This window comes from Vicinamibacterales bacterium (genome assembly GCA_036504215.1).
Lineage (GTDB): Bacteria > Acidobacteriota > Vicinamibacteria > Vicinamibacterales > Fen-181 > FEN-299.
Genome location: DASXVO010000004.1, coordinates 1 through 20,337, shown reverse-complemented (window position 1 = coordinate 20,337; position 20,337 = coordinate 1). Strand labels below are relative to the sequence as shown.

The window sequence follows — 20,337 nt, the reverse complement described above, 5'->3', positions numbered from 1 at the left end:
GATCCGGCGCCTGCCGCTCCTGCGGACCGCCTTGGTTGGGATCGGGAGCCTGTTCCTCTTGCGCGGGTTGTTCATCATCCTCACCTTCATGGTCGCCCTGGGGTTCCGGGAAGGACCAGTCTTGTTGGCGGGCGTGGCGTCCCATCTGGTCTTCCTCTCGGCCGGCATTGCCTACCTGGGGGGAACCGTCCTCAACTGGAAGGCATTGAAGCGTCGCTAGGACGATGTGAGAAGGCCACGAATAGTCCGCTCGTTCGGATGCATACTGCTCACATGGCGGTTCCCAGCACGCACGACAAGGCGCTGCGCATAAACATCGACGCGGCGCGTTACGGGACGTTTGCCGAGATCGGCGCCGGCCAGGAAGTGGCGCGCTGGTTCTTTCACGTGGGCGGCGCCGCCGGCACCGTGGCCAAGACGATGTCCGCCTACGACATGGCGGTGTCCGACGCCGTGTACGGCGCCACGAAGCGCTACGTGAGCCGGCAGCGTCTGCAGGCCATGCTCGACCACGAGTGGGATCTGCTCCTGGAGCGCCTCGACACGGCTCGGGGCGAATCGACGCAGTTCTTCGTCTTCGCCGATACCGTCGCGGCGAAGAGCTTCTCTCGGAAGGAGGAGGGCCACGGCTGGCTCGGCATCCGCTTCCAGGCGGCGCCCCGTGCCGAGCCCTCCCAGATCATCGTCCACGCGCGGATGTGGGACCTGGAGAACGCCCGGCAGCAGGAAGCGCTCGGCGCCCTCGGCGTGAACCTCCTCCACGGCGCGTTCTACGACCACGCGCGTCCCGAGGCGCTCATCGGAACGCTGATGGACAGCCTGACCCGGGACCGCATGGAAGTGGACATGATCAAGTTCTCCGGGCCGGCGTTCGCCGACGTGGAGAACCGGCTCATGAGCCTCCAGCTCGTGGAGCAGCGCCTCACGAACGCCGCCCTCTTCTCACCGGACGGGGACGTCCTGGAGCCGGCCGAGCTGCTCTACCACGCGCCGGTCGTTGTCGAGCGCGGGAGCTTCCGCCCGGTGACCAGGGTGACGCAGGAGATGCTCACTCGTTCGGCAGATCGCATGCGCGCCGAGCCCGACCTCGGTGGCCGCGAGCCCGTCGTGCTCATGGAGATGACGCTGCGCAACCTCCAGTCCCTGGGCGAGCGGGTCGTGCACGCCGACTTCCTGGCACGCGTCGATGTGCTCCGGGCGCTCGGCAGGACGGTGATGGTCACCAACTACTCCAGGTTCCACAACGTCACCACGTACTTGCGCCGCTACACGTCCGACCCTATCGGCATGGTGATGGGCATTCCCACGCTGGCGCAGCTCTTCGAGGAGAAGCACTACGCCGACCTCGATGGGGGACTGCTGGAGGCGCTCGGCCGGCTGCTGGCAGGACCGGTCAGGCTCTACGTGTACCCGTGGCGCAACATGGCCACCGGCGAGATGGTCACCGCGGACAGCTTCGCGGTTCCCCGGCCGCTCGCCCACCTGTATGCCTACCTGCGCGAAAACCGCTTCATCGAGCCCCTCGGCGCCCCGTCCGACGCGGACCTGTCGGTGATGCCCCGCCACGTGCTTGCCTTGATCCAGGCGGGCGACCATGCCTGGGAGAAGTACGTGCCCGCGGAGGTTGTCGGCGTGATCAAGGCGAAGCGGCTCTTCGGGTACGAGTCCTGACGTCTGCCGTGCGGCGGTTCTGGTTCAGCTGGTGCAATCTCGATGCGCGCCAGTCGAGGCAGTGTGCCACCGACACGCTCCCGCCCAGGGATGCTACATTACGAGCAGGAACTCCCTGAGGAGAATATGACGTGGCGCACCTGGTCCGTTCCGCGTGTCCCTATGATTGTCCCGACACCTGCGGCCTGATCGTCGAGGTCGAGGACGGCCGCGCCGTGCGCGTGCGCGGCGACCGCGAGCATCCCTACTCGCGAGGGTCGCTGTGCCCGAAGATGGACCGCTACGATCTGACGGTTCACTCGCCCCGCCGCCTCGAGCACCCGCTCGTCCGAATCGGCGCGAAAGGCGAGGGGCGCTTCCGCACTGCCAGCTGGGAGGAAGCAGTTGACCTGATCGCCACGCGGTTCCGGACCATCGTGGGTGCGCACGGCGCCGAAGCGATCCTCCCGTACAGCTATGCCGGGACGATGGGGTTGCTGCAGCGGAACGCGGGTCACGCGTTCTTCCACCGACTGGGAGCGTCGCGGCTCGACCGCACCATCTGCTCGCCGGCAAAGGAAGCCGGGTGGAAGGCCGTGATGGGCGACACGCCGGCGCCAGACCCCGACGAGGCGGTCGAGAGCGACCTGATCGTCCTCTGGGGGATCGATGCGCTCGCCACCAACATCCACTTCGTCTCGCGTGCCCGCGAGGCGAAGCGCCACGGCGCCTCCATCTGGCTAGTCGACACGCACCGCACCGCCACGGCGCGCGTCGCCGATCGCGTGGTGCTGCTGCGACCCGGGTCCGACGGCGCGCTCGCGCTGGGACTGATGCACGTGCTGCACCGCGACGGGCTGGTCGATGCCGAGTTCCTGGCGAGCGATGTCCAGGGTTGGGGGGAACTGGCACGCGACATCCTGCCGGGATGGACGCCGGCCCGCACCGCGGAGTCGACCGGTATCTCGCCCGGAGACGTCGAGGACCTCGCGCGCGCGTTCGGCGCGGCACGCGCACCGTTCATCCGACTGGGCAGCGGGCTGTCGCGGTACGGCAACGGCGCCATGACCATCCGCACCATCGTCTGCCTGCCGGCGGTGGTCGGTGCCTGGTGCAAGAGAGGCGGCGGATGCCTCACCGGCACGTCGTCAGCGGCCGCATTCGACCTTCGGCCGATTCTCCGTGAAGACCTCCAGCCGCAGCCGACGCGCCTGGTCAACATGAACCGCCTCGGGCATGCGCTGACGGAGCTCGACGCGCCGCGCGTGATGTCGCTCTACGTCTATCAATCGAATCCCGCGGCCGTTGCCCCCGATCAGAACCAGGTGCTGGCGGGGCTGTCCCGTGGCGACCTGTTCACCGTCGTACACGAGCGGTTCATGACCGACACCGCGCGTTGGGCCGACGTCGTGCTGCCGGCAACGAGTTCGCTGGAGCATCCGGACGTATATCGGGCCTACGGCCACTACTGCGTGCAGCGTGTCGCGGCAGCGATTCCGCCGGTCGGGGAGTCGCGCTCGAACTGGGACGTCTTCTCCGCGCTGGCGCACGCGATGGGATTCGATGACGAGGTGTTCCGGCAGAGCGCCGAACAGATGCTCGATGTCCTGCTTGCCGCGCCTTCGCCGTGGCGCGCGGGAATCGACGGCGCGGCCATGGCGGAAGGACGGGCGCAGCGACTGCAGGTGCCGCCTCGCGCCTGGAGGACGCCGTCCGGCAGGATCGAGATACTGAACCCGCGACTTCGCCACCCGCTGCCGCAGGTGCTCCCGACGAACTCGGAGGACGACCCGTTCCCGCTGGTGCTGCAGACGGGTGTTTCGATGTACGCGCTCAACTCGAGCTTCAGGGAGCGCGACGACCTCGTCGAGCGCGACGGCGCGATGCGCCTCAAACTGGGGCCAGCCGACGCGGCGGCGCGTGGCCTGGTCCACGGCGAACGAGTGCTCGCCTGGAACGATCACGGGGAAGTGGAGTTCGAGCTCGAGGTGTCGGACGACGTGCCGGCGGGTGTTGCCGTGGCCGAGGGCGTGCACTGGCAGGAGCGCGCGCCGGGCTCGCGGACCGTCAACGCACTGACGTCGCAGCGTCTCACCGATGACGGGGCCGGCAGCACGTTCTACGACAACCGGATCGACGTTCGCGCGTGCAGGTCGGCGGCCTCCAGCCAGCTCGGCCGGCGTCCATTCAACGGCCGCGTGCCGGATTGACGATGATCGCACTCGTGCTGCGCGTTCCCGCGTTCGGCGCCCCGTCGTGCGTCACCGGTCGCCCCATGCCGGGAATCCCGCCGCGGCGGTCGTGCCGCGGGTGTAAGATCAGTAACTTGATCTCCCGCGTCGAGCAAGAGCCTCGTTCGGTCCCTCTTCGCGCTTCATCCGCACACGCCGCGACTACCTGCAACTTGACTCGGGTCACGCCGAGCGGCTTGAAAGAGATACGTAGATCCATGACAGTGCATACCATCGGTCGCGTTCTGATTGCAGTGGCTGGGCTCTTCGTTGGGCTGATCACCTGGGGCGCGCCGGTCCGGGCACAATCCGCCACCCAACTCCTGCCCAACATGGGCCAGCAGATCACGCCGCTGGCGGTGCAGGGAGCCAGCTTCGAGTCGCTGAACCCCAACCTCCCCGACAATCCCACATACCTGGCCGGACAGGCCGTCACCACGGTGGTGAGCCCGGATCGCAAGACCCTGCTGGTCCTGACCAGCGGCTACAACCGCGTCTTCTTCAGCACGGGACCCAACGTTGGCAAGGTGAATCCGTCTGACTCGGCCGAGTACGTGTTCGTCTATGACATCTCCACATCGACACCGGTCAAGACGCAGGTCCTGAGGTTCGCGAATACCTACAACGGGATCGTCTTCGATCCGTCAGGCGCGGTCTTCTACGTGGCGGGCGGCAGCGACGACGTCGTCCACCTCATCACGCGGAGCGACACCGGAACCTGGCAGGAGCGGTCCGACACGCCGGCGCTCGTGCTGGGCCACGCGACGGGCCTCGGGCTCGCCGTCCCGCCGCAAACGGGGACCGTCCCCATCAACGATCGGGTGGCCGTGAAGCCCTGCGCCGCCGGCGTCGCGATTTCGAAGGACGGCCTGACGCTGGTCGTGGCGAACTACTACAACGACTCGATCACGATCTTCAACAAGAAAGTGGGCTTCGGCTACTGGTGGAAGGTGACTGAGCTCGACCTGCGCCCCGGCAAGAGCAACCCGCTCGCGGCAGGTGTGCCCGGCGGCGAATACCCGTTCTGGGTGGCGATCACGGGGACCGGATCGAACGCTCACGCGTACGTCTCGAGCATCCGGGACCGCGAAGTTGTCGTCGTGGATCTCGGCGGGGCCCCGGCCGTCACGGCCCGAATCCGCGTCAAGGGTCAGCCGATCAAGATGACGTTGAATGCCGCCCAGTCGCTGCTCTACGTGGTCGAAGACCAGTCGGACACGGTGGACGTCATCGACACCGCGACGAACACGATCCTCGAGTCCATCCCGGTCATCGCCCCCGTGTCGCTTCTGCCCGCGTGGCTGGCGCCGTATACCGGCGCAAACCCGAACAGCGTCACGCTGTCTCCGGACGAGACGCAGTTGTACGTCACGAACGGCAACCTGAACTGCGTGGCGGTGGTGGCCCTCGGCGGAACCAATCGAGGCGACCACGTGATTGGCTTGATCCCAACCGGCTGGTACCCGAACTCGGTGAGCTTCAGCAGGGACGGCAATACGGTGTATGTCGTCAATGGCAAGTCGCCGACGGGACCGAATCCCGGCTTCTGCTACGGCGGTTACGGGCCGCCGGGATCGCCCAACTGCATGGGCACGAATCAGTACAATCCCCAACTGATCAAGGCCGGCTTCCAGCGCTTCCCGCGTCCGACCACGGCACAGCTTGCGACACTGACGGCGCAGGTCGCGGCCAACAACCGTTTCACCAGCTCGGTGAGCGCTCACGACGCGGCGGTCATGGCTGCCGTTCGACGAGGCGTCCAACACGTGATCTTCATCATCAAGGAGAACCGGACGTACGACCAGGTGCTGGGCGACCTGAAGATCGGCAATGGCGATCCGGCTCTCGCGGAGTTTGGCGAGGCGGTCACGCCGAACCTGCACAACCTGGCACGGACGTTCGTCACGCTCGACAACTTCTACGACACGTCCGAGGTCAGCTACGACGGCTGGCCGTGGACCACATCGGCTCGCGCACCGGACGTGATTCAGCGTCAGGTGCTCGAGGCTTACGCGGGACGCGGGTTCAGCCTGGATTCCGAAGGCCTGAATCGTTCGGTGAATGTCGCGTATCCGACCCTCGGTGAACGCCAGGCGGCGAACCCCTTCACGCCCGCCGACCCCGACCTGCTGGCCGGCCAGACCGACGTGGCGGCGCCGGACGGGCCGAACAACCAGGTGAATACCGGCTACCTCTGGGACTCGGCCCTGCGAGCGAAGCTGTCGGTCCGCAACTACGGGTTCTTCCTGGATATCACCCGCTATTCGACGCAGTCGTTCAGCGTTCCGCTTGTGCACGACCCGGCGTCGACGGGCACGGTCGTGGCCTTTCCTGCGAGCGTCTCGCTGGCTCCGTTCACCGACCTCTTCTTCCGCGGCTTCGACAACGCGTTTCCCGACTTCTACCGTTACATGGAATGGGCGCGGGAATTCGATGGCGACTATCGTTTGCCGCTGTCGTCCGGTGAGAGCACGGCGGCCGCGTTCGGGCCGAGGTCAGGCGGGCTGCCCGCGCTGAGCCTCGTCCGGCTGATGCACGATCACACCGGGGACTACCTGAAGGCCATCGACGGCGTGAACACCCCGGAGTTGCAGCAGGCGGACAACGACTATGCCGTCGGCCTGCTCATTCAGAAGATCGCCATCAGCAAGTACGCGAACAACACGCTGATCTTCGTCATCGAAGACGACGCGCAGGATGGCGGCGACCACGTGGACTCGCATCGCAGCGTCGCCTTCGTGGCTGGGGCCTACGTGAAGCAGGGCGCGCTGGTCTCCACGCGCTACAACACCATCGATTTCGTACGCACGATTGAGGAGGTCCTGGGCCTTCCGCCGATGAACCTGAACGACGCGCTCGCCAAGCCGATGGCCGACATCTTCACCACGACACCGCACCGGTGGTACTTCGCCGCCACGCCGGCCGCGATGCTCTACAGGACGTCGCTGCCCTTGCCCCCCAAGCCTGCGGGTCTGGTCGTACCTGCGCCGACGCACGACGCAGCCTACTGGGCGGAGGCCACCAAGGGCATGGACTTCACGTCTGAAGATCGATTCGATTTCGCGGCCTACAACCGCATTCTCTGGACCGGGCTGATGGGCGCCGCCCCGTACCCCGCGGCGCCGACCGGACTCGACCTGCGGAAGAACCGCAAGGAGTTCCTCGCGAAGTTCCGGCAAGCGGCAACGGCGAAAGGCCCACAGCAGCCGCCACGGTGAGTGTCGGGCGCGTGCCCCTTCGAACTACTAGCCACGGCGACCCCGTTGCGGTAGTGTTGTGGCCTAACCGATTCCTGGACCGCTGTTGTGCTGCCGGTTCGAGCGCTCGTGCGCCTCGAGGCCGGGCGGGGATCCGCGCCGGTGGGCAAGATGGAGGGTAACGTGGGAACACAGAAGGTCCGCAAGGGAACAGGTTCGCCATCGGGAGACACGGCTGCGATCGACTTGCAGCCTAAGGAGAGTGCAATGACTGACTCGCAGGCAGACCAGGCGCCAGTGTCCGAATCGACGCCAGCCGAATCGACGCCAGCCGAGTCGAGCAAGCCGGACAGGCAACCGCTGGCGCTCGAATTGGTAAAGCGCCACGTGATCTACGCGGCGGCCGTCGGCCTCGTGCCGATACCGATCGTCAACGCCGCCGGAGTGGCCGGCGTAGCTGTCAAGCTCCTGCGCGATTTGGGAAAGATCTACGACGTGCCATTCCGCCAGGACCGGATCAAGAGCATCGCGAGTGCCTTGGTCGGCGGCGCCCTTTCGACGGAACTCGGCGTCGGCGCGGCCGGTGTCCTGAAGGGCTGGCCACTGGTTGGCGGCGCGCTGAGCGTCGCGGCGGTGCCGGCGTTTGCCGGTGCGACGGTGTACGCCATCGGCAAGGTGTTCATCCAGCACTTCGAGTCGGGTGGCACGTTTCTCGATTTCGATCCCGAGAAGGTCAAACAGTACTTCAAGGATCAGTTCCAGCGTGCCAAGACGGCGGTGGCCTGAGTCCTTCGGCGCACTAGTACGGCAACGTCGTTGTGCCCGTCATCCCGCGCCCATCGCGGAGTGAAGCTCGTGACGTCTGCCTCGGCCGCCCCGCCGTGGTCCCACCCCGGGCGGCGCTTGCGGCCGCCGCGGCGGCGCCAGAGGAATGCTTGTCATGAACACGACTCCTGAACCGGCCGTGACGTTCCGCTCGCGCAGCAAGTCGTTCGTCAGGCGGCACGCCGCGCGGGCGATTGTCCCTCTTCTGCTGGTCGCCTTCCTGGTCGTGTTCTTCTTCGACCGTGTCGTGATTTTGGTCCACCCGGGCGAACTCGGCGTTCTGTGGCGGTTCCTGGGCCAAGGCACGGTGATCGACACGGTGTATCGCGAGGGCGTGCACATCATCCTGCCCATCAACCAGATGTACGTCTACAACGTCAGGAAGCAGCAATTCAGCGACTCGATTGACGTCTTGACCTTGGACGGACTCACGGTCAAGGTGCAGTACACCACCCGGTACTACCTCGACAAGGACACCCTCCCGTTGCTGCATCAGCGCGTCGGGCCCAACTACGTCAACGTGGTCGTTCGGCCCGACGTGCGGTCGGTGATCCGGACCGTGTTCGGCCAGTACAAGCCGGAGGAGATCTACACGTCGCAGCGGGCCATCCAGGAACGGGTCAGCGAGTTCTCGAAGGTCCGCCTCGCGGCGCGCTTCGTGTCCCTCGACGATGTGCCGATTGAGTCGATTACGTTGCCCGCGCGGATCTCCCAGGCGATCGAATCCAAGATGGCCCAGCAGCAATTGGACGCCGAGTACGTCTATCGGCTCTCGATCGCCACCAAGGAAGCCCAGCGATTGCGGATTGAATCGGACGGGTTGAAGGTCTACAACGACACGGTGAACTCGAGCCTCACTTCGTCGATCCTCCAATGGCACGGCATCCAGGCGACCCAGGACCTGGCGAAATCGCCGAACGCCAAGGTGGTGGTCATCGGCGCGGGCGCCAAGGGCTTGCCGCTCATCCTTGGGAAGGAATGACGCGTGAAGAAGTGGATCTGGTTCGCCGTGGTGGCCGGTTTGCTGCTGCTGGCGTGGCGAACCCAGGGGCGATCGTTGGACCGAATGGGCGAACGTCGCTTCGAGACCCTTCGCCGCCCCTCGGCCGAGACGCTCGTCGGAGTGTGCTGGCCGTTGTCGGTGAATCACGACGGTGCGGTTGATGGCCTGCTGCTGGCGCGGGACCAGATCAACGCGCGCAGCCGCGCCAACGGCCGGTCCATCCGCCTGGCCATCAAGGACGACGGCGGCGATTGGGAAACATCCAAGCGGATTGCCGTCGACTTTGCCGATACGCCGGAGATGAGCGCGGTCATCGGGTACTATGACGACGCGCCGGCGGCCAAGGCGTCGGCGATCTACGAGACCAGCCGGCTGCTGCATCTCATCATCGGCGCCAACAGTACAACGATGACGGCTCACGGGTTTCGGTACCTGGTTCGGACCGTAGTGTCCAGCGAGAAGATCGCGCTCTCGTTGGCGCAATTGTCGGTGGACCGCGGGTACAAGAAGTTCGCGGTGATTTGGGAGGAGGACGCGTACGGCGAGGATCTGGCCTATCAGTTCCGGGTCGGCCTGGATTCGCTCGATGCGCGCATGGTCTACCAGTGGTCCTACTTCCGTGAACGCGCCGACTTCCGCGAGCCGGTCAACCAACTGAAGGGCGTCGACGCCGATGTCATCTTCTTCGCGGGACTGGAACCCTGGGCGGGAGACTTCCTGCGCGCGGCGCGGGCGGCGGGCCTCTCGACGCCGGTCATCGGTGCCTTCAGTGACACGCCCGAAATGCGCCAGCGGGCCGGCAAGGGCCTGGAAGGCGCGATGTATTTCGATTTCTACAACGTGGACTCGCCGCGCCCGGCGAACCAGGCGTTTGTCCAGACGTTTCAGGCCCGATATGGCCATCCGCCGGACACGTACGCCGCCCAGGGCTACGACGCCCTGGAGATCCTGGCGAACGCGCTGCAGTCCACCGGGTCCCGGAATCCCCTCGATCTGTCGTACGCCATCCGGTTCATGAACCCGTGGGACGGCGCTAACGGCCGGTACAAGTTCGACGCCACGGGAGAACTCGACGACAAGCCTCTATATCTGAAAATGTTCCAGCGCGGTGAGCCGGTCACGGTCCAGGTCATCCGGCCCGCGCCCAAGCCGGCTGGTCGATGAGAAGTCCCCGCCGCACGTGCGGGTCGTCAAAGACGTCGCCGCGGAAGCCGGCGGCTGACCGCGGCGAGACTGCAGGAGTGACTTGGACATGATCGAAGTTGGCGCACTCGCGGCGTACGTGGGAGCAGCGTGGATTATTGCCTTGCTCGGCAGCAATCGGCGCTTCGGATTCTGGGGCTATTTCTTCGGATCGCTGCTGCTCACCCCGTTCATCGGGCTGTTGTTGTACCTCGCCACCGACGGCCCGGTGCGACCCAGGACGAAAGCCGAGACGCTCAAGTGAGGGACGGCGCGATAATGATCGCGCCATGGACGGCGTCACGGCTCATCAGATCATCCGTTTCGAGCGCCCGCGCGTTCGCATCGACATCGTCGGCGTGACGGTTGACGATGGCCGGTCGCTCGAACGATGGATGGCACATGCCAGTCGGGCGCGGCGAGCCAAGGCGGCCCGATACCGCCTCGTCGCCGACAAGATCAGGTGCCTGGCGTCGGAGGCCCTGCTCCGGTACTCCCTGCGCGACGAACTCCAGATCGATCTCGATGCCGCCTCACTCGTGGACACCCACCTCGGCAAGCCGTTCCTGGCGGACCATCCCGACTTGCACTTCAACCTGAGCCATTCCGGCGAGTGGATCGCCTGCGCGATGGCCGCCGGCCCCGTGGGCATCGATGTCGAGGTCGTGCATCCGATGGTCGATCTGCCAGCCGCCCAGTTCATGTCCGGTGACGAACTCGAACGACACCTCGACCTCGACCCGGGCGCGAGGGTGCACAACTTCTATCGGCTGTGGACGATCAAGGAGTGTGTGCTCAAGGCGCTGGGGACCGGATTCTCCCTCGATCCGCGCCAGCTCACGGTCCGGCAGGAAGGCGCCCAGCTCTTCATCGAAGGGATCCCCGCTCCCTCCGACGAGGCGTCGTGGGAAGTGCGCGCGCTGGATATGCCGGAGGGCGTCTACGCCGCCGTGTGTGCGGCGGCGCCCGGGCCTGCCCCGTCTAGCGTTCCTTCGCGCATGGTGAGGACCCGGTCGGCCACGTCGAAGTAGCGATCGTCGTGGGAGATGGCGAGAATTGTCCGGCCTTCGGCTCGAAGCGCCGGCAGCAGCGTCCGGTAGAAGTACTCGCGGTAACGCACGTCGAAGCCCGCCGCGACTTCGTCGAACAGGAGCACGGGCCGGTCTTCGATCACGGCGCACAGCACGGCCAGGCGCTTGCGCTGTCCCGAGGACAGATCGACGGTCGAAAATCTCCGATCGTCGACGACGAGCTTCCCTCCGAGCCCCATCTCATCGATCATCGTTCGTAATCGATCCGGGTCGGGGTTCTCGATGCCCCACAGCGTGTCGAAGAGGTGGAAGTCCGTGAAGATGACCGAGCAGAGGCTCCGGTAGTTCTCCAGGCCGATCTCCCGAACCGGCCGGCCGTCAACCAGGATGTCGCCCGACGCCAGAGGATACAACCCGGCCAGGACCCGCATGAGCGTGGTCTTGCCGCTGCCGTTGCCGCCCGCCAGCATCGCCAACTCGCCGCGCCGAAGCTCGAAGCGCTCGATGTGCAGCGAGAAGCCCTCGTGGTAGCGGAAGAGCCCGTCGGGGATCTCGATGCGCTCGAAGGCGGGTGGCGTGGGCGCAGACGCAGACTCGGCGTCGCACAGCGCGTCGAGCTGGTTCTCGAAATCCTGCAGCGTCGAAAGGGTCAGGCACGCCCTGGACGATAGCGAGATGAAGGTGACGAACGCGACCGTCGGAGTGAGCGAGAAGAACGCCACGGCGAGAAGCACGACGACCTGTTCGGCCGACACGTTCAGGAGCCGGGGCAGAAGGTAGACCACGGCGCCCATGGGCAACAGGGCGTACGCCGAGAAGAAGGCCATCCCCTTCGCATGGAGGGCCTCGACGAGCTCGCGCGCCGCCCGGTTGCGCGCGGCTAGGACGAGGACGTGGTTCGTGTAGAAGTCCTCGCGCTTCGGGCGGTGGATCTTCAGTTCGGCGAATCCGCCGACCAGGTCCTTGATGCTCGCCAGAAATTCCCGGTTCGCGGTCGCCGTCTGCTCTTCGAGGAGAAGCCCCCGGTGTTGAAAGCGCTGGAGGAAGTAGCCGCAGGCTGCCAGCACCCCGCCAATCACGGCCGCGCCGATCAGCGACACGGTGGCGCCGTAGGCGAACGCGCCGATCAGCATGGCGGCGCCGGAGAGGCACATCGTCAGGTGTCGCGATGCCTCGATGACGATGTCCTTGCTTCCGGCCAGCGTCGAGTAGACGTACCCCCGATCCAGTTCCTGGAACTCGAGGAACCGGCTGTGGCGCAGCTTATCGGCCAGCCGGAGCTGCAACTCACTGACCGCCTCGAACGCTGCTCCGGTCGACGCCCTCGCGGCCAGCAGGAGGGTCCAGTAGTAGCTCGTGGCACCGAGGATGAACAACAGGCAGGACCGCGCGGAGACGGATCCCTCAGTGACGAACTCGTTCACGGCATGGCCGATCACGGCCATGGTGATGCCCATGAAGAGGCCGGACGTCACGGAGGTAAACAGGATCCAGCGCATGCGCGGCCCGGCGTGGTCGCGGATGAACTGGTAGAAACGGACAGTGAGCACCGAGGCTCCTCTATTTCAGGTCCACGAACCGGCCGTCGCGCATCGTCAGCACCCGGTCGGCCACGTCGAAGTAGCGATCGTCGTGGGAGATGACCAGGAGCGTGCGACCCTGCCGCTTCAGTTCCGGCAGCAGGGTTCGGTAAAAGTACTCCCTCGACTCGTGATCGAGGTCGGCTGCCACTTCGTCGAACAACAGGATGGCTCGCCCTTCCAACTCGGCACACACGACGGCGAGGCGCTTGCGTTGTCCCGAGGAAAGGTTGAGCGTGGAGAACCGTCGCCCGTCGAACCGGACCGCGGGGACCAACCGCAGCCGCTCGAGCGCCCGCTCGACCTCCGTCGCCGGAACGCGCAGGCCGTAGAGGCTGTCGAAGAGGTGGAAGTCGACGAAGAGCACCGAGAAGAGACAGCGGTAGTTGTCCATGCCGATCTCACTCACCGGGCGTCCGTCCACCAGGATGGACCCATCGGTCAGTGACTCGAGACCGGCGAGCGCGCGCATGAACGTAGACTTGCCGCTGCCGTTGCCGCCGGTCAGCATGGCGAACTCGCCGCACTTCAGGCGGAAGCCGTCGATGTGCACGGTGAATCCGTCGCCGCCGCCGTCCGGATACGCGAACTGGCCGTGCCGAATTTCGATGGTCTCGAACGACGGCGCCCGCGGGTCCGCAATCTCCTCGTCGTCGCGCAGGCTGTTCAGTTCCCCTTCGAATCGCTGCAGCGCATCGATGGCCAGCCAGGCCTTGGACGCTGCGGGCACGAGGAGGACCAGGCCCATGACGGGGACGAGGGTGAGCAGGGTGATGCCGAGGAGATTGATCAACACCTCGGTCCCGATGGCGGTGAACTTCGGCAGCAGGAACAGCACCGCGCCGATCGGGAAGAAGATCATGGTGGAGAACTGGACCGATCCCACGATGTACTGGTCCTCGGTCAACCGCTTCGCCTCCGCCGCGCGTTCGTGCAGCGCGCGCACCCGGTGGTCGAAGAAGTCATCGCTCTTGCGGCGATTCATCTTGAGCTCGGTGAATCCGGTGAGCAGGCCGTCCAGGCTGCTCGCGAACTCGCCCTGCGCCGCCTCCGCCAGTTCGGTCCTGGTGAGAAACGTCCGGTAACCCCACATGTAGATCAGGCCGCACAGCGCCAGCGTCGCCACGACCGTCCCGAAAGCTGCCGGCGAGACCACCGCCGCGTACGCGAAGCTGCACAGGGCAATCGCCACGCTCGAGAGGCCCATCGCAAAGGACCTGGCCGCGTCCATGACGATGCCCTTGTCGCCCATGAGGCTGTCGTAGATGCGGCTCTCGTCGATCTTCAGGAACTCACGGTACCGAACGCGCAACAACCGCTCGGCGATGCGCAACTGGCTGTCGAGCACGGCCTCGGTCATCGTGCTGCTGCACGCGGTCATGGCCAGCCGGTAGCAGATGAAGAACCCGGCGACGCCGGCGACGAAGAACAGCGTGCGGAGGAGGGACGGGGCGCGGCCGGCGCCGATCGCGTCGAGCGACGTGCCGATGGCGACAATGGCCAGGCCCTGGAACAGTCCGGACGCCACGCCGCTGATGAGGATGCGGCGCCGTCGCGGTCCGGCATGGCGAAGCAGGAACTGCACGAACAGCTGGAGGGACATGCGTGATCAACCTAGCCGAGGCGGATTGTCTCACGCGCCGGCCGGGATCGCCAGCGCCAAGCCGGCCGCATTGGCGGCGCTCACTCCTCCGGTCGGGGTCACTGCCATGCCGGTCGCGTGATCAGCGGCCCGTTGCGGTAGCGGGGTCATCCGTCCGAAGTCAGTCTGGGTTGCCGCAGTTTGTCGCTCCTACGCGCCAATCTGGTCCAGGTGGCGGCGGACATGGGCCGCCAGCTGTTCGACAAACGGGGGGGCCAGCATTTGACCGTGCGTTCCGTCGATCCAGCACAATTCCACCCCTCCGGTCGCCAGGGGCTTCCACCCGTTGTAGTCATCGCCTGGAATCCCGGGCGCCTGTCCCGAGAGGACGCGCGGGCGGACCAGAAGCAGCCGAACCTCGCTGGGCTGTGGCTGGTAGCGCACCGCCGCGAGGCCGTTGTGCTGGAACAGCGCGAGCAGACGCCGCATGCGCGTGCGATCCAGACCGCTGGGGAGGTAGTTCCCTCCGCGCGCGCGTTCGACGATCAGATCGAGGCGTTCGTCAGGGCTCAGACCGCGGAAGGCGTCGGCCTCACCGAGCCCCATCTCGTCGAAGAGGGCAGCGAGGAACTCGGCCTCGTCCTTCTGTAACAACTGCCGGACCGGTTCAGGCGTTCCCAGCCCATCGAGAACGATGACGCTCTCGACGACCGTGCCAACCCTCCGCAACTGGCAGGCCGCTTCCCAGGCGAGCAGACCGCCGAAGCTCCATCCCAGCACGACCAGCGGGCGATCCGGAACCACGCCCTTGAACGCCCGGAGATACCCGGCCACCATCGCTTCGACGCTCGGTTGCAGCGTCTGCCCGTCTTCGAGTCCGGAGGACTGCACCATGTAGATGGGTCGGTCGGCCCCGAGGGTGTCGGCGAGTCCCTTGTAGCACAGCACGTTGCCGCCCACCGGGTGAAAGCAGACCAGGGGCGCGCGCTGTCCGTCGGAGTTGATGGCCACGACAGGATGCCAGTCGTTGGCGTTGCGTCGCGCCTCGATGCGATCGGCCATGCGGGCGACGGTCGTGGCTGAGAAGAGTTCAGTCAGTGGCAACCGCATGCCGAAATGGGATTCGATCAGGGAGACGAGCCGCACGGCGAGCACGCTATGGCCGCCCAGCAGGAAGAAGTCGTCGTCTCCGTCATTCACCGGCACCTCGAGGACCTTGTGCCACAGCCCGGCCAGGGCGCGCTCCGTCTCACGGGTGAGGGGACGGGGCTCGCGGCGCGAGGCAGCGAGCGCGTCTCCCTCGATCGGAGAGGGCAGGCGGCGCTCGTCGAGCTTGCCATTGGCGGTGAGAGGCAGGCTGTCGATACTGACAATCCACGCCGGCATCATCCACGCGGGAAGGCGCACATCGAGCTCGGTGCGGCAGTGGGCGGCGTCAAAGCCCGGGTGGGCCACGACATACGCCACCAGGACACGGTCGCCGTCCTGGCGAGGGTCGGCCACCACCACCGCCGCCTGGCGGACGAGGGGAGACGCCAGCAGCGCCGACTCGATTTCCGGCAGTTCGATCCGGTAGCCTCGGACCTTCACCTGGCGGTCCTCACGCCCAATGAAGAGCAGAAGGCCGGGACGTAGCCAGCGACCGATGTCGCCGGTGCGGTACCAGCGCGTTCCCTGCTCGTCGAATACGAACGAGCGCGCCGTCAACTCGGGCTCATCGAGGTATCCGCGCGCCAGTCCGGCGCCGGCGATCCTGATTTCACCGGGGATTCCAACAGGCAGCGGTCGTCCGGCGTCATCACAGACCATGATCTCGACGCCCGGCAGCGGCCCGCCGATCGGCGGCGGCTGCACCTCCGCCCAGTTGGCCGCCGTCAGCCGGTACTGACTGGCCATCACGCAGGCTTCGGTGGGGCCATATTGATTCCAGACCTCGACGTGGCGATGTCCGGGCAGGTCGAAGAACCGCTCCATGAGCGTTGCGCTCACCGCCTCGCCGCCGAGGATGAAGCAGCGCGCCGAACTCCGCTCGGCGCGCTCGTGCCAGTAGTCCACCAGCATGCCGAACAGGCTGGGGGTGGCGTCGGCGACATGCAGCCGGTGCGATTCGATGAACGCGTGGAGCCGATGGGGGTCCTGTCGCGTGTCATTGCCGGGCACGTGCACCGTGTGGCCGTTCAGGAGCGGCGTCAACAGCTGGATGATCGAACCATCGAAGGCGAACGTGAACGAGCAACTGATCGCCAGCGGCGGTGACGCTCCAGCCGCCACCAGCGGCACGTAGACTTGCTCCTCCGAAACGCGCGCCAGGTTGATGACCGGCGCATGCTCCATCAGCACGCCTTTGGGTTGTCCGCTCGACCCGCTGGTGAAGATGACGTAGGCGGCCCGTCGCGGGCCGATATCCAACCCGAGCGGCTCGGACGCTTCCGCGGCGAGGGCGCGGCCATCGAGGTGCAGCGGTGGCGTGCGGTCGCCCGTCTCGCACCCGGCGCCCTGGCCGTCGAAACGCACGATGACGTCGAAGGCGTACCGCGCCGGCTCGAATCCTGGCGCGAGAACGGCCGACGCCGCGATCGACGGGTGGTCGGTCCGCTTGGCGGCCCAGTCGCGGAAGAAGTCCAGGGGGACGAAGAAACTCCCGGTCAGGTCGCTGCGCGTCGTGTATCCCTCGCCAGCATGCTCGCGGGCGAAGGTCGCCAGGTCGGCCATGTAGGCCTCGCGTCGAGAGAGATCCCACAGGCTGCCGAGAAACATGCTGCCGCCAGGTGCCAGCAGCGCGGCCGCCTTGTCGAGCACCGAGCGGAGGTACCCGAAGCCTGGGAAGCTCTCGACGACGCTGTTCATCACGACGAGATCGAAGCGTCCCGCCGGCAGCAGGTCGATGTCGTGTGCCGCCATGTGGCGACCTGTCACCTGCGTCAGGCCGAGGCGACGGGCGATGACTTCAACCCGCTCGGCATTGTGTCGCGTCAGATCCGACGCGACGTAGGACGCAACCAGCGGCGCGATGTGGCGCATCGTGAAGCCGGAGGCGCAGCCGATCTCGAGCACCCGCGCACCGGCTCGGACGAACGACGCGACCTTGTTCCGTGCGTTGGCTCCGAATGCGGTCATCGCCGCATCGCTCAGCGGCAGACCCGTGAACGCACTCTTCCACCCACCCGCCGCCACGTCATCGTTCGCCGCGGCGGCAATGTGATCCCAGAGTTCGGTGGACCCCAGTTCCCCCGGCGCCTCGACGAGCCCGTCGACGTCGTCGGTGCCCAGCGTGAGGCTGAATCTCAGGCGTGGGCACCGCCACTCCAGTTGCTGCAGGTCACCCGCCGTTTCGGTCGACGCGACGACCGCCTCGGCGCCGGCCAGCGAGACCAGCAGGCGGCGGCGCTCCAGCGGAAGTGTCGGTTCGAGCGGGACATACACGCAGCCCGCCTCGAGGACCCCGAGCATCGCCGCGACGAAGTAACGGTGCCGCCCCAGCATGACCCCCACGCGGGTCTCAGGCGCCAGTCCCCGACCGTGCAGCACGCGCGCGATGCGATGCGCCAGGGCCGCGAGTTCGGCGTAGGTCAAGCTGCCGTCTTCATCGACCACCGCCCGGCGCTGGCCGTGGAGCGCGACCATCTCGGCAAAGCGCGACACGATGTCGAGCCCGTCATTGGCTGACGCCGAGTGAAGGGCGGCCGCAGTCTTGGGCGATGGGTCGTCGAACCTGAAATCGGCAATCTTCATCGTCGACGCCCCTCAGTGACGCTGCAGTCGGGGTCCTGGGGCGGCCACCGGGATGCCTGCTGGGAGACAACCGTCGCCGCGAATTGCTCCAGATAGCCAAGCCAGCGCTCCGCCGTGGCCCGATCGAACAGGTCGGTGTCGTATTCGAGTTGGAACTGCCAGCCCCGTGTCCGCTCGATCAGGAACAGGAGCAGATCGTGTTTCGCGGTGGGGGTCCGGATGGCCTCCTCCAGCGCGCGGCCGAATGCCGGATCGACGGGCCGGCTTTCGCCGAACACGCTGGCATCGCCACCGATCTCATCGAAGTCTTCGAAGCGATTGTACTCGTAGCCGACATTGACGAGCGGCTGGCCGTTGGCCGCCCGGCGCGGAGCGATCGCACGAACCAGCAGGTCAAACGGGCAGTCACGATGGTCCATCGCGTCCAGGACCGTGGCGTGGATCTGCTCGACCAACGGCTCGAACTCGGTATCGTCGTCGATGCGGATTCGCACCGGCAGGATGTTCACGAAGAAGCCGATCAGTCCTTCCACCTCGGTCCGGTCGCGGCCGGCGACGCCCAGGCCGATCACCAGGTCGCCCTGGCGCGTCAGCCGGTAGAGCAACCCGGCGAACAGCGCCAGCCCCAACGGCGCGCCCGTGGTGCCGCACCGCCGGGCGTAAGTGGTGAGCGCCTCGCTCAGGGTGGTCGGCAGGATGCGCGTGATCGTATCCCCCCTGTGAACCGGAACCGCCGGCATCGGCCGGTCGGTCGGCAGGGCGACGCGATCCGGCGCTCCGGCCAACACCGACCGCCAATGTGCCACCGAAGCAGTCCAATCGCGACGGTTGTGCCAGGCGGAGAAGTCGCGGTAAGCGATCGGCAGGTCGGGCAGGCGGGCGGGGGTGCCGCCGCTGGCCGCGCGGTACAAGTGATCCAGCTCGCGCAGCACGACGCGCGACGACCAGCCGTCACCGACGATGTGGTGCAGGACGAGGAGCACCAGCCAGTCTTCCCCATTCCGAACCGCCAGGCGAATAGCCCGGGCGCGCATCAATGGAGCGGTTGCGAGGTCGAAGGGGGTGGCCGCTTCGCGCCGGGCGAGCCGCAGGCACTCGGCGTGCGGATCGGGGAGCGCCGACAGGTCGTCCACCATCAACAGCACGTCCGACTCTGTCGCGACGCGCTGAAGAATGCATCCATCCTCCTCGATGAACGAGGTGCGCAGCGTCTCATGCCGCGCCGACAACTGGCGCAGCGCGCTACGGAACGCGTCGAGGTCGAGCGAACCGCCGTGCGGCAGCGCGAACGTCATGTTGTAGGCGGTTCCGGTGCCTTCGACCGCCCCGTCCATCCGGCTGGCGAGGTAGAGCCGCGCCTGGGCGTGGCTGACCGAATAGACGGGGGCGTCTGGCACTCGCGAGATGCCGTCGCCAGCCGCGCCCCCGGCCTTGACCAGCGTCGCGAGCGCGGCGACGGTCGGGGCGGCGAAGAAGTCGCGCATTGAAAGGCGCACGCCGGTCGCACGGGCAATGCGGTTGACCACCTTGATGGCCAGCAGGGAATGCCCCCCGAGGTCGAGGAAGCTGGCGTCGCGATCGTTTATGGGGCGGCCGAACACCGCGCCAAACACGTCGGCAACCTGCTGCTCGACGCCGTCGTGCGGCGGGTCGCCGATGGTGTCGGCGGCCACCGGCGGAGGAAGCGAGGCGGCAAGTCCCTCCCTGTCCAGCTTGCCGTTGCTCGTCACCGGGAGCGCCGACAGCGTGACGTAGCGGCGCGGCACCATGTAGTCCGGGAGTCGATGTCCAAGCCACTCGCGCAGGGTTGCCGCGGCAGGCGGTTCGGCCAGTGGCCGGACGCAGGCGACGATGATCCCGTCGCCGCGTTCGTCGCGCAGGAACACGACGGCCGATGCGGCAATGGCCGGGTGGCTGTTGAGCGCGTGTTCGATCTCTTCCAGTTCGATCCGGAAGCCGCGCAGTTTGACCTGGCTGTCGAGCCGGCCGTGATACTCGATCGTGCCGTCACTCCGCCAGCGGCCGAGGTCGCCGGTGCGATAGAGCCGCCCGCCCTCCGCGAACGGATTGGGGATGAAGCGCTCGCGCGTCAGGGCGGGACGGTTGACGTAGCCGCGCGCGAGTTGCGGCCCGCCGAGATGGATCTCGCCGGTCACGCCGATGGGCGTCGGGCTGCCGTGGCCGTCCAGGATGTAGACCGTCGTGTTGGCGATGGGGCGGCCGATGGGGACGATGGCGCCGCCCGTCCACGGGGAGCAGGGCTGCCAGGTCACGTCCACCGTCGCTTCGGTCGGGCCGTAGAGGTTGTGCAGCGCGACGCCAAA

At 66.7% G+C, this 20,337-nt stretch carries 13 protein-coding genes; 9 read left to right on the top strand and 4 right to left on the bottom strand.

What is annotated here, in order from left to right; translation table 11 throughout:
* From VGK32_00825 to VGK32_00785, 9 genes are all read left to right on the top strand, one after another.
* Positions 1-220: hypothetical protein (locus VGK32_00825; protein HEY3380275.1), on the top strand; the 220-nt coding region annotated here is incomplete at its 5' end.
* A 53-nt stretch (positions 221-273) separates the two neighbouring features.
* Positions 274-1,671 (top strand): hypothetical protein, encoded by a 1,398-nt coding sequence (locus VGK32_00820; GenBank protein HEY3380274.1) that lies wholly within the window; start codon positions 274-276, stop codon positions 1,669-1,671.
* Positions 1,672-1,802: 131 nt separating this feature from the next.
* Positions 1,803-3,860, top strand: coding sequence for a molybdopterin-dependent oxidoreductase (locus tag VGK32_00815; GenBank protein HEY3380273.1), 2,058 nt, complete (start codon positions 1,803-1,805; stop codon positions 3,858-3,860).
* 239 nt (positions 3,861-4,099) lie between these two features.
* Complete coding sequence (locus VGK32_00810; protein ID HEY3380272.1) at positions 4,100-7,099, top strand: beta-propeller fold lactonase family protein; 3,000 nt, start codon at positions 4,100-4,102, stop codon at positions 7,097-7,099.
* A gap of 246 nt (positions 7,100-7,345) precedes the next feature.
* Positions 7,346-7,864 carry a DUF697 domain-containing protein gene (locus VGK32_00805; GenBank protein HEY3380271.1) on the top strand — a complete coding sequence of 173 codons (519 nt, stop codon included), beginning with the start codon at positions 7,346-7,348 and terminating at the stop codon, positions 7,862-7,864.
* A gap of 154 nt (positions 7,865-8,018) precedes the next feature.
* Complete coding sequence (locus VGK32_00800) at positions 8,019-8,885, top strand: prohibitin family protein (protein HEY3380270.1); 867 nt, start codon at positions 8,019-8,021, stop codon at positions 8,883-8,885.
* Positions 8,886-8,888: 3 nt separating this feature from the next.
* Positions 8,889-10,070: an ABC transporter substrate-binding protein gene (locus VGK32_00795; protein ID HEY3380269.1), complete on the top strand. Its 1,182-nt coding sequence runs from the start codon at positions 8,889-8,891 to the stop codon at positions 10,068-10,070.
* 88 nt (positions 10,071-10,158) lie between these two features.
* Positions 10,159-10,353 carry a hypothetical protein gene (locus VGK32_00790; protein HEY3380268.1) on the top strand — a complete coding sequence of 65 codons (195 nt, stop codon included), beginning with the start codon at positions 10,159-10,161 and terminating at the stop codon, positions 10,351-10,353.
* Between the two features lie 25 nt (positions 10,354-10,378).
* Positions 10,379-11,119, top strand: a complete 741-nt coding sequence (locus tag VGK32_00785) for a 4'-phosphopantetheinyl transferase superfamily protein (protein ID HEY3380267.1) — start codon at positions 10,379-10,381, stop codon at positions 11,117-11,119.
* Here VGK32_00785 and VGK32_00780 read toward each other — a convergent pair.
* The 4 genes from VGK32_00780 to VGK32_00765 all read right to left on the bottom strand — a co-directional run bounded on the left by VGK32_00780 (position 11,029) and on the right by VGK32_00765 (position 20,325).
* Positions 11,029-12,669 carry an ATP-binding cassette domain-containing protein gene (locus VGK32_00780; protein HEY3380266.1) on the bottom strand — a complete coding sequence of 547 codons (1,641 nt, stop codon included), beginning with the start codon at positions 12,667-12,669 and terminating at the stop codon, positions 11,029-11,031. The genes VGK32_00785 and VGK32_00780 overlap by 91 nt on opposite strands.
* Before the next feature lie 10 nt (positions 12,670-12,679).
* Complete coding sequence (locus tag VGK32_00775) at positions 12,680-14,302, bottom strand: ATP-binding cassette domain-containing protein (GenBank protein HEY3380265.1); 1,623 nt, start codon at positions 14,300-14,302, stop codon at positions 12,680-12,682.
* Between the two features lie 189 nt (positions 14,303-14,491).
* Positions 14,492-18,013 (bottom strand): AMP-binding protein, encoded by a 3,522-nt coding sequence (locus VGK32_00770; GenBank protein ID HEY3380264.1) that lies wholly within the window; start codon positions 18,011-18,013, stop codon positions 14,492-14,494.
* Complete coding sequence (locus VGK32_00765; GenBank protein HEY3380263.1) at positions 18,010-20,325, bottom strand: condensation domain-containing protein; 2,316 nt, start codon at positions 20,323-20,325, stop codon at positions 18,010-18,012. The genes VGK32_00770 and VGK32_00765 overlap by 4 nt, the downstream gene beginning before the upstream one ends.
* Between the last annotated feature and the right edge of the window lie 12 nt (positions 20,326-20,337).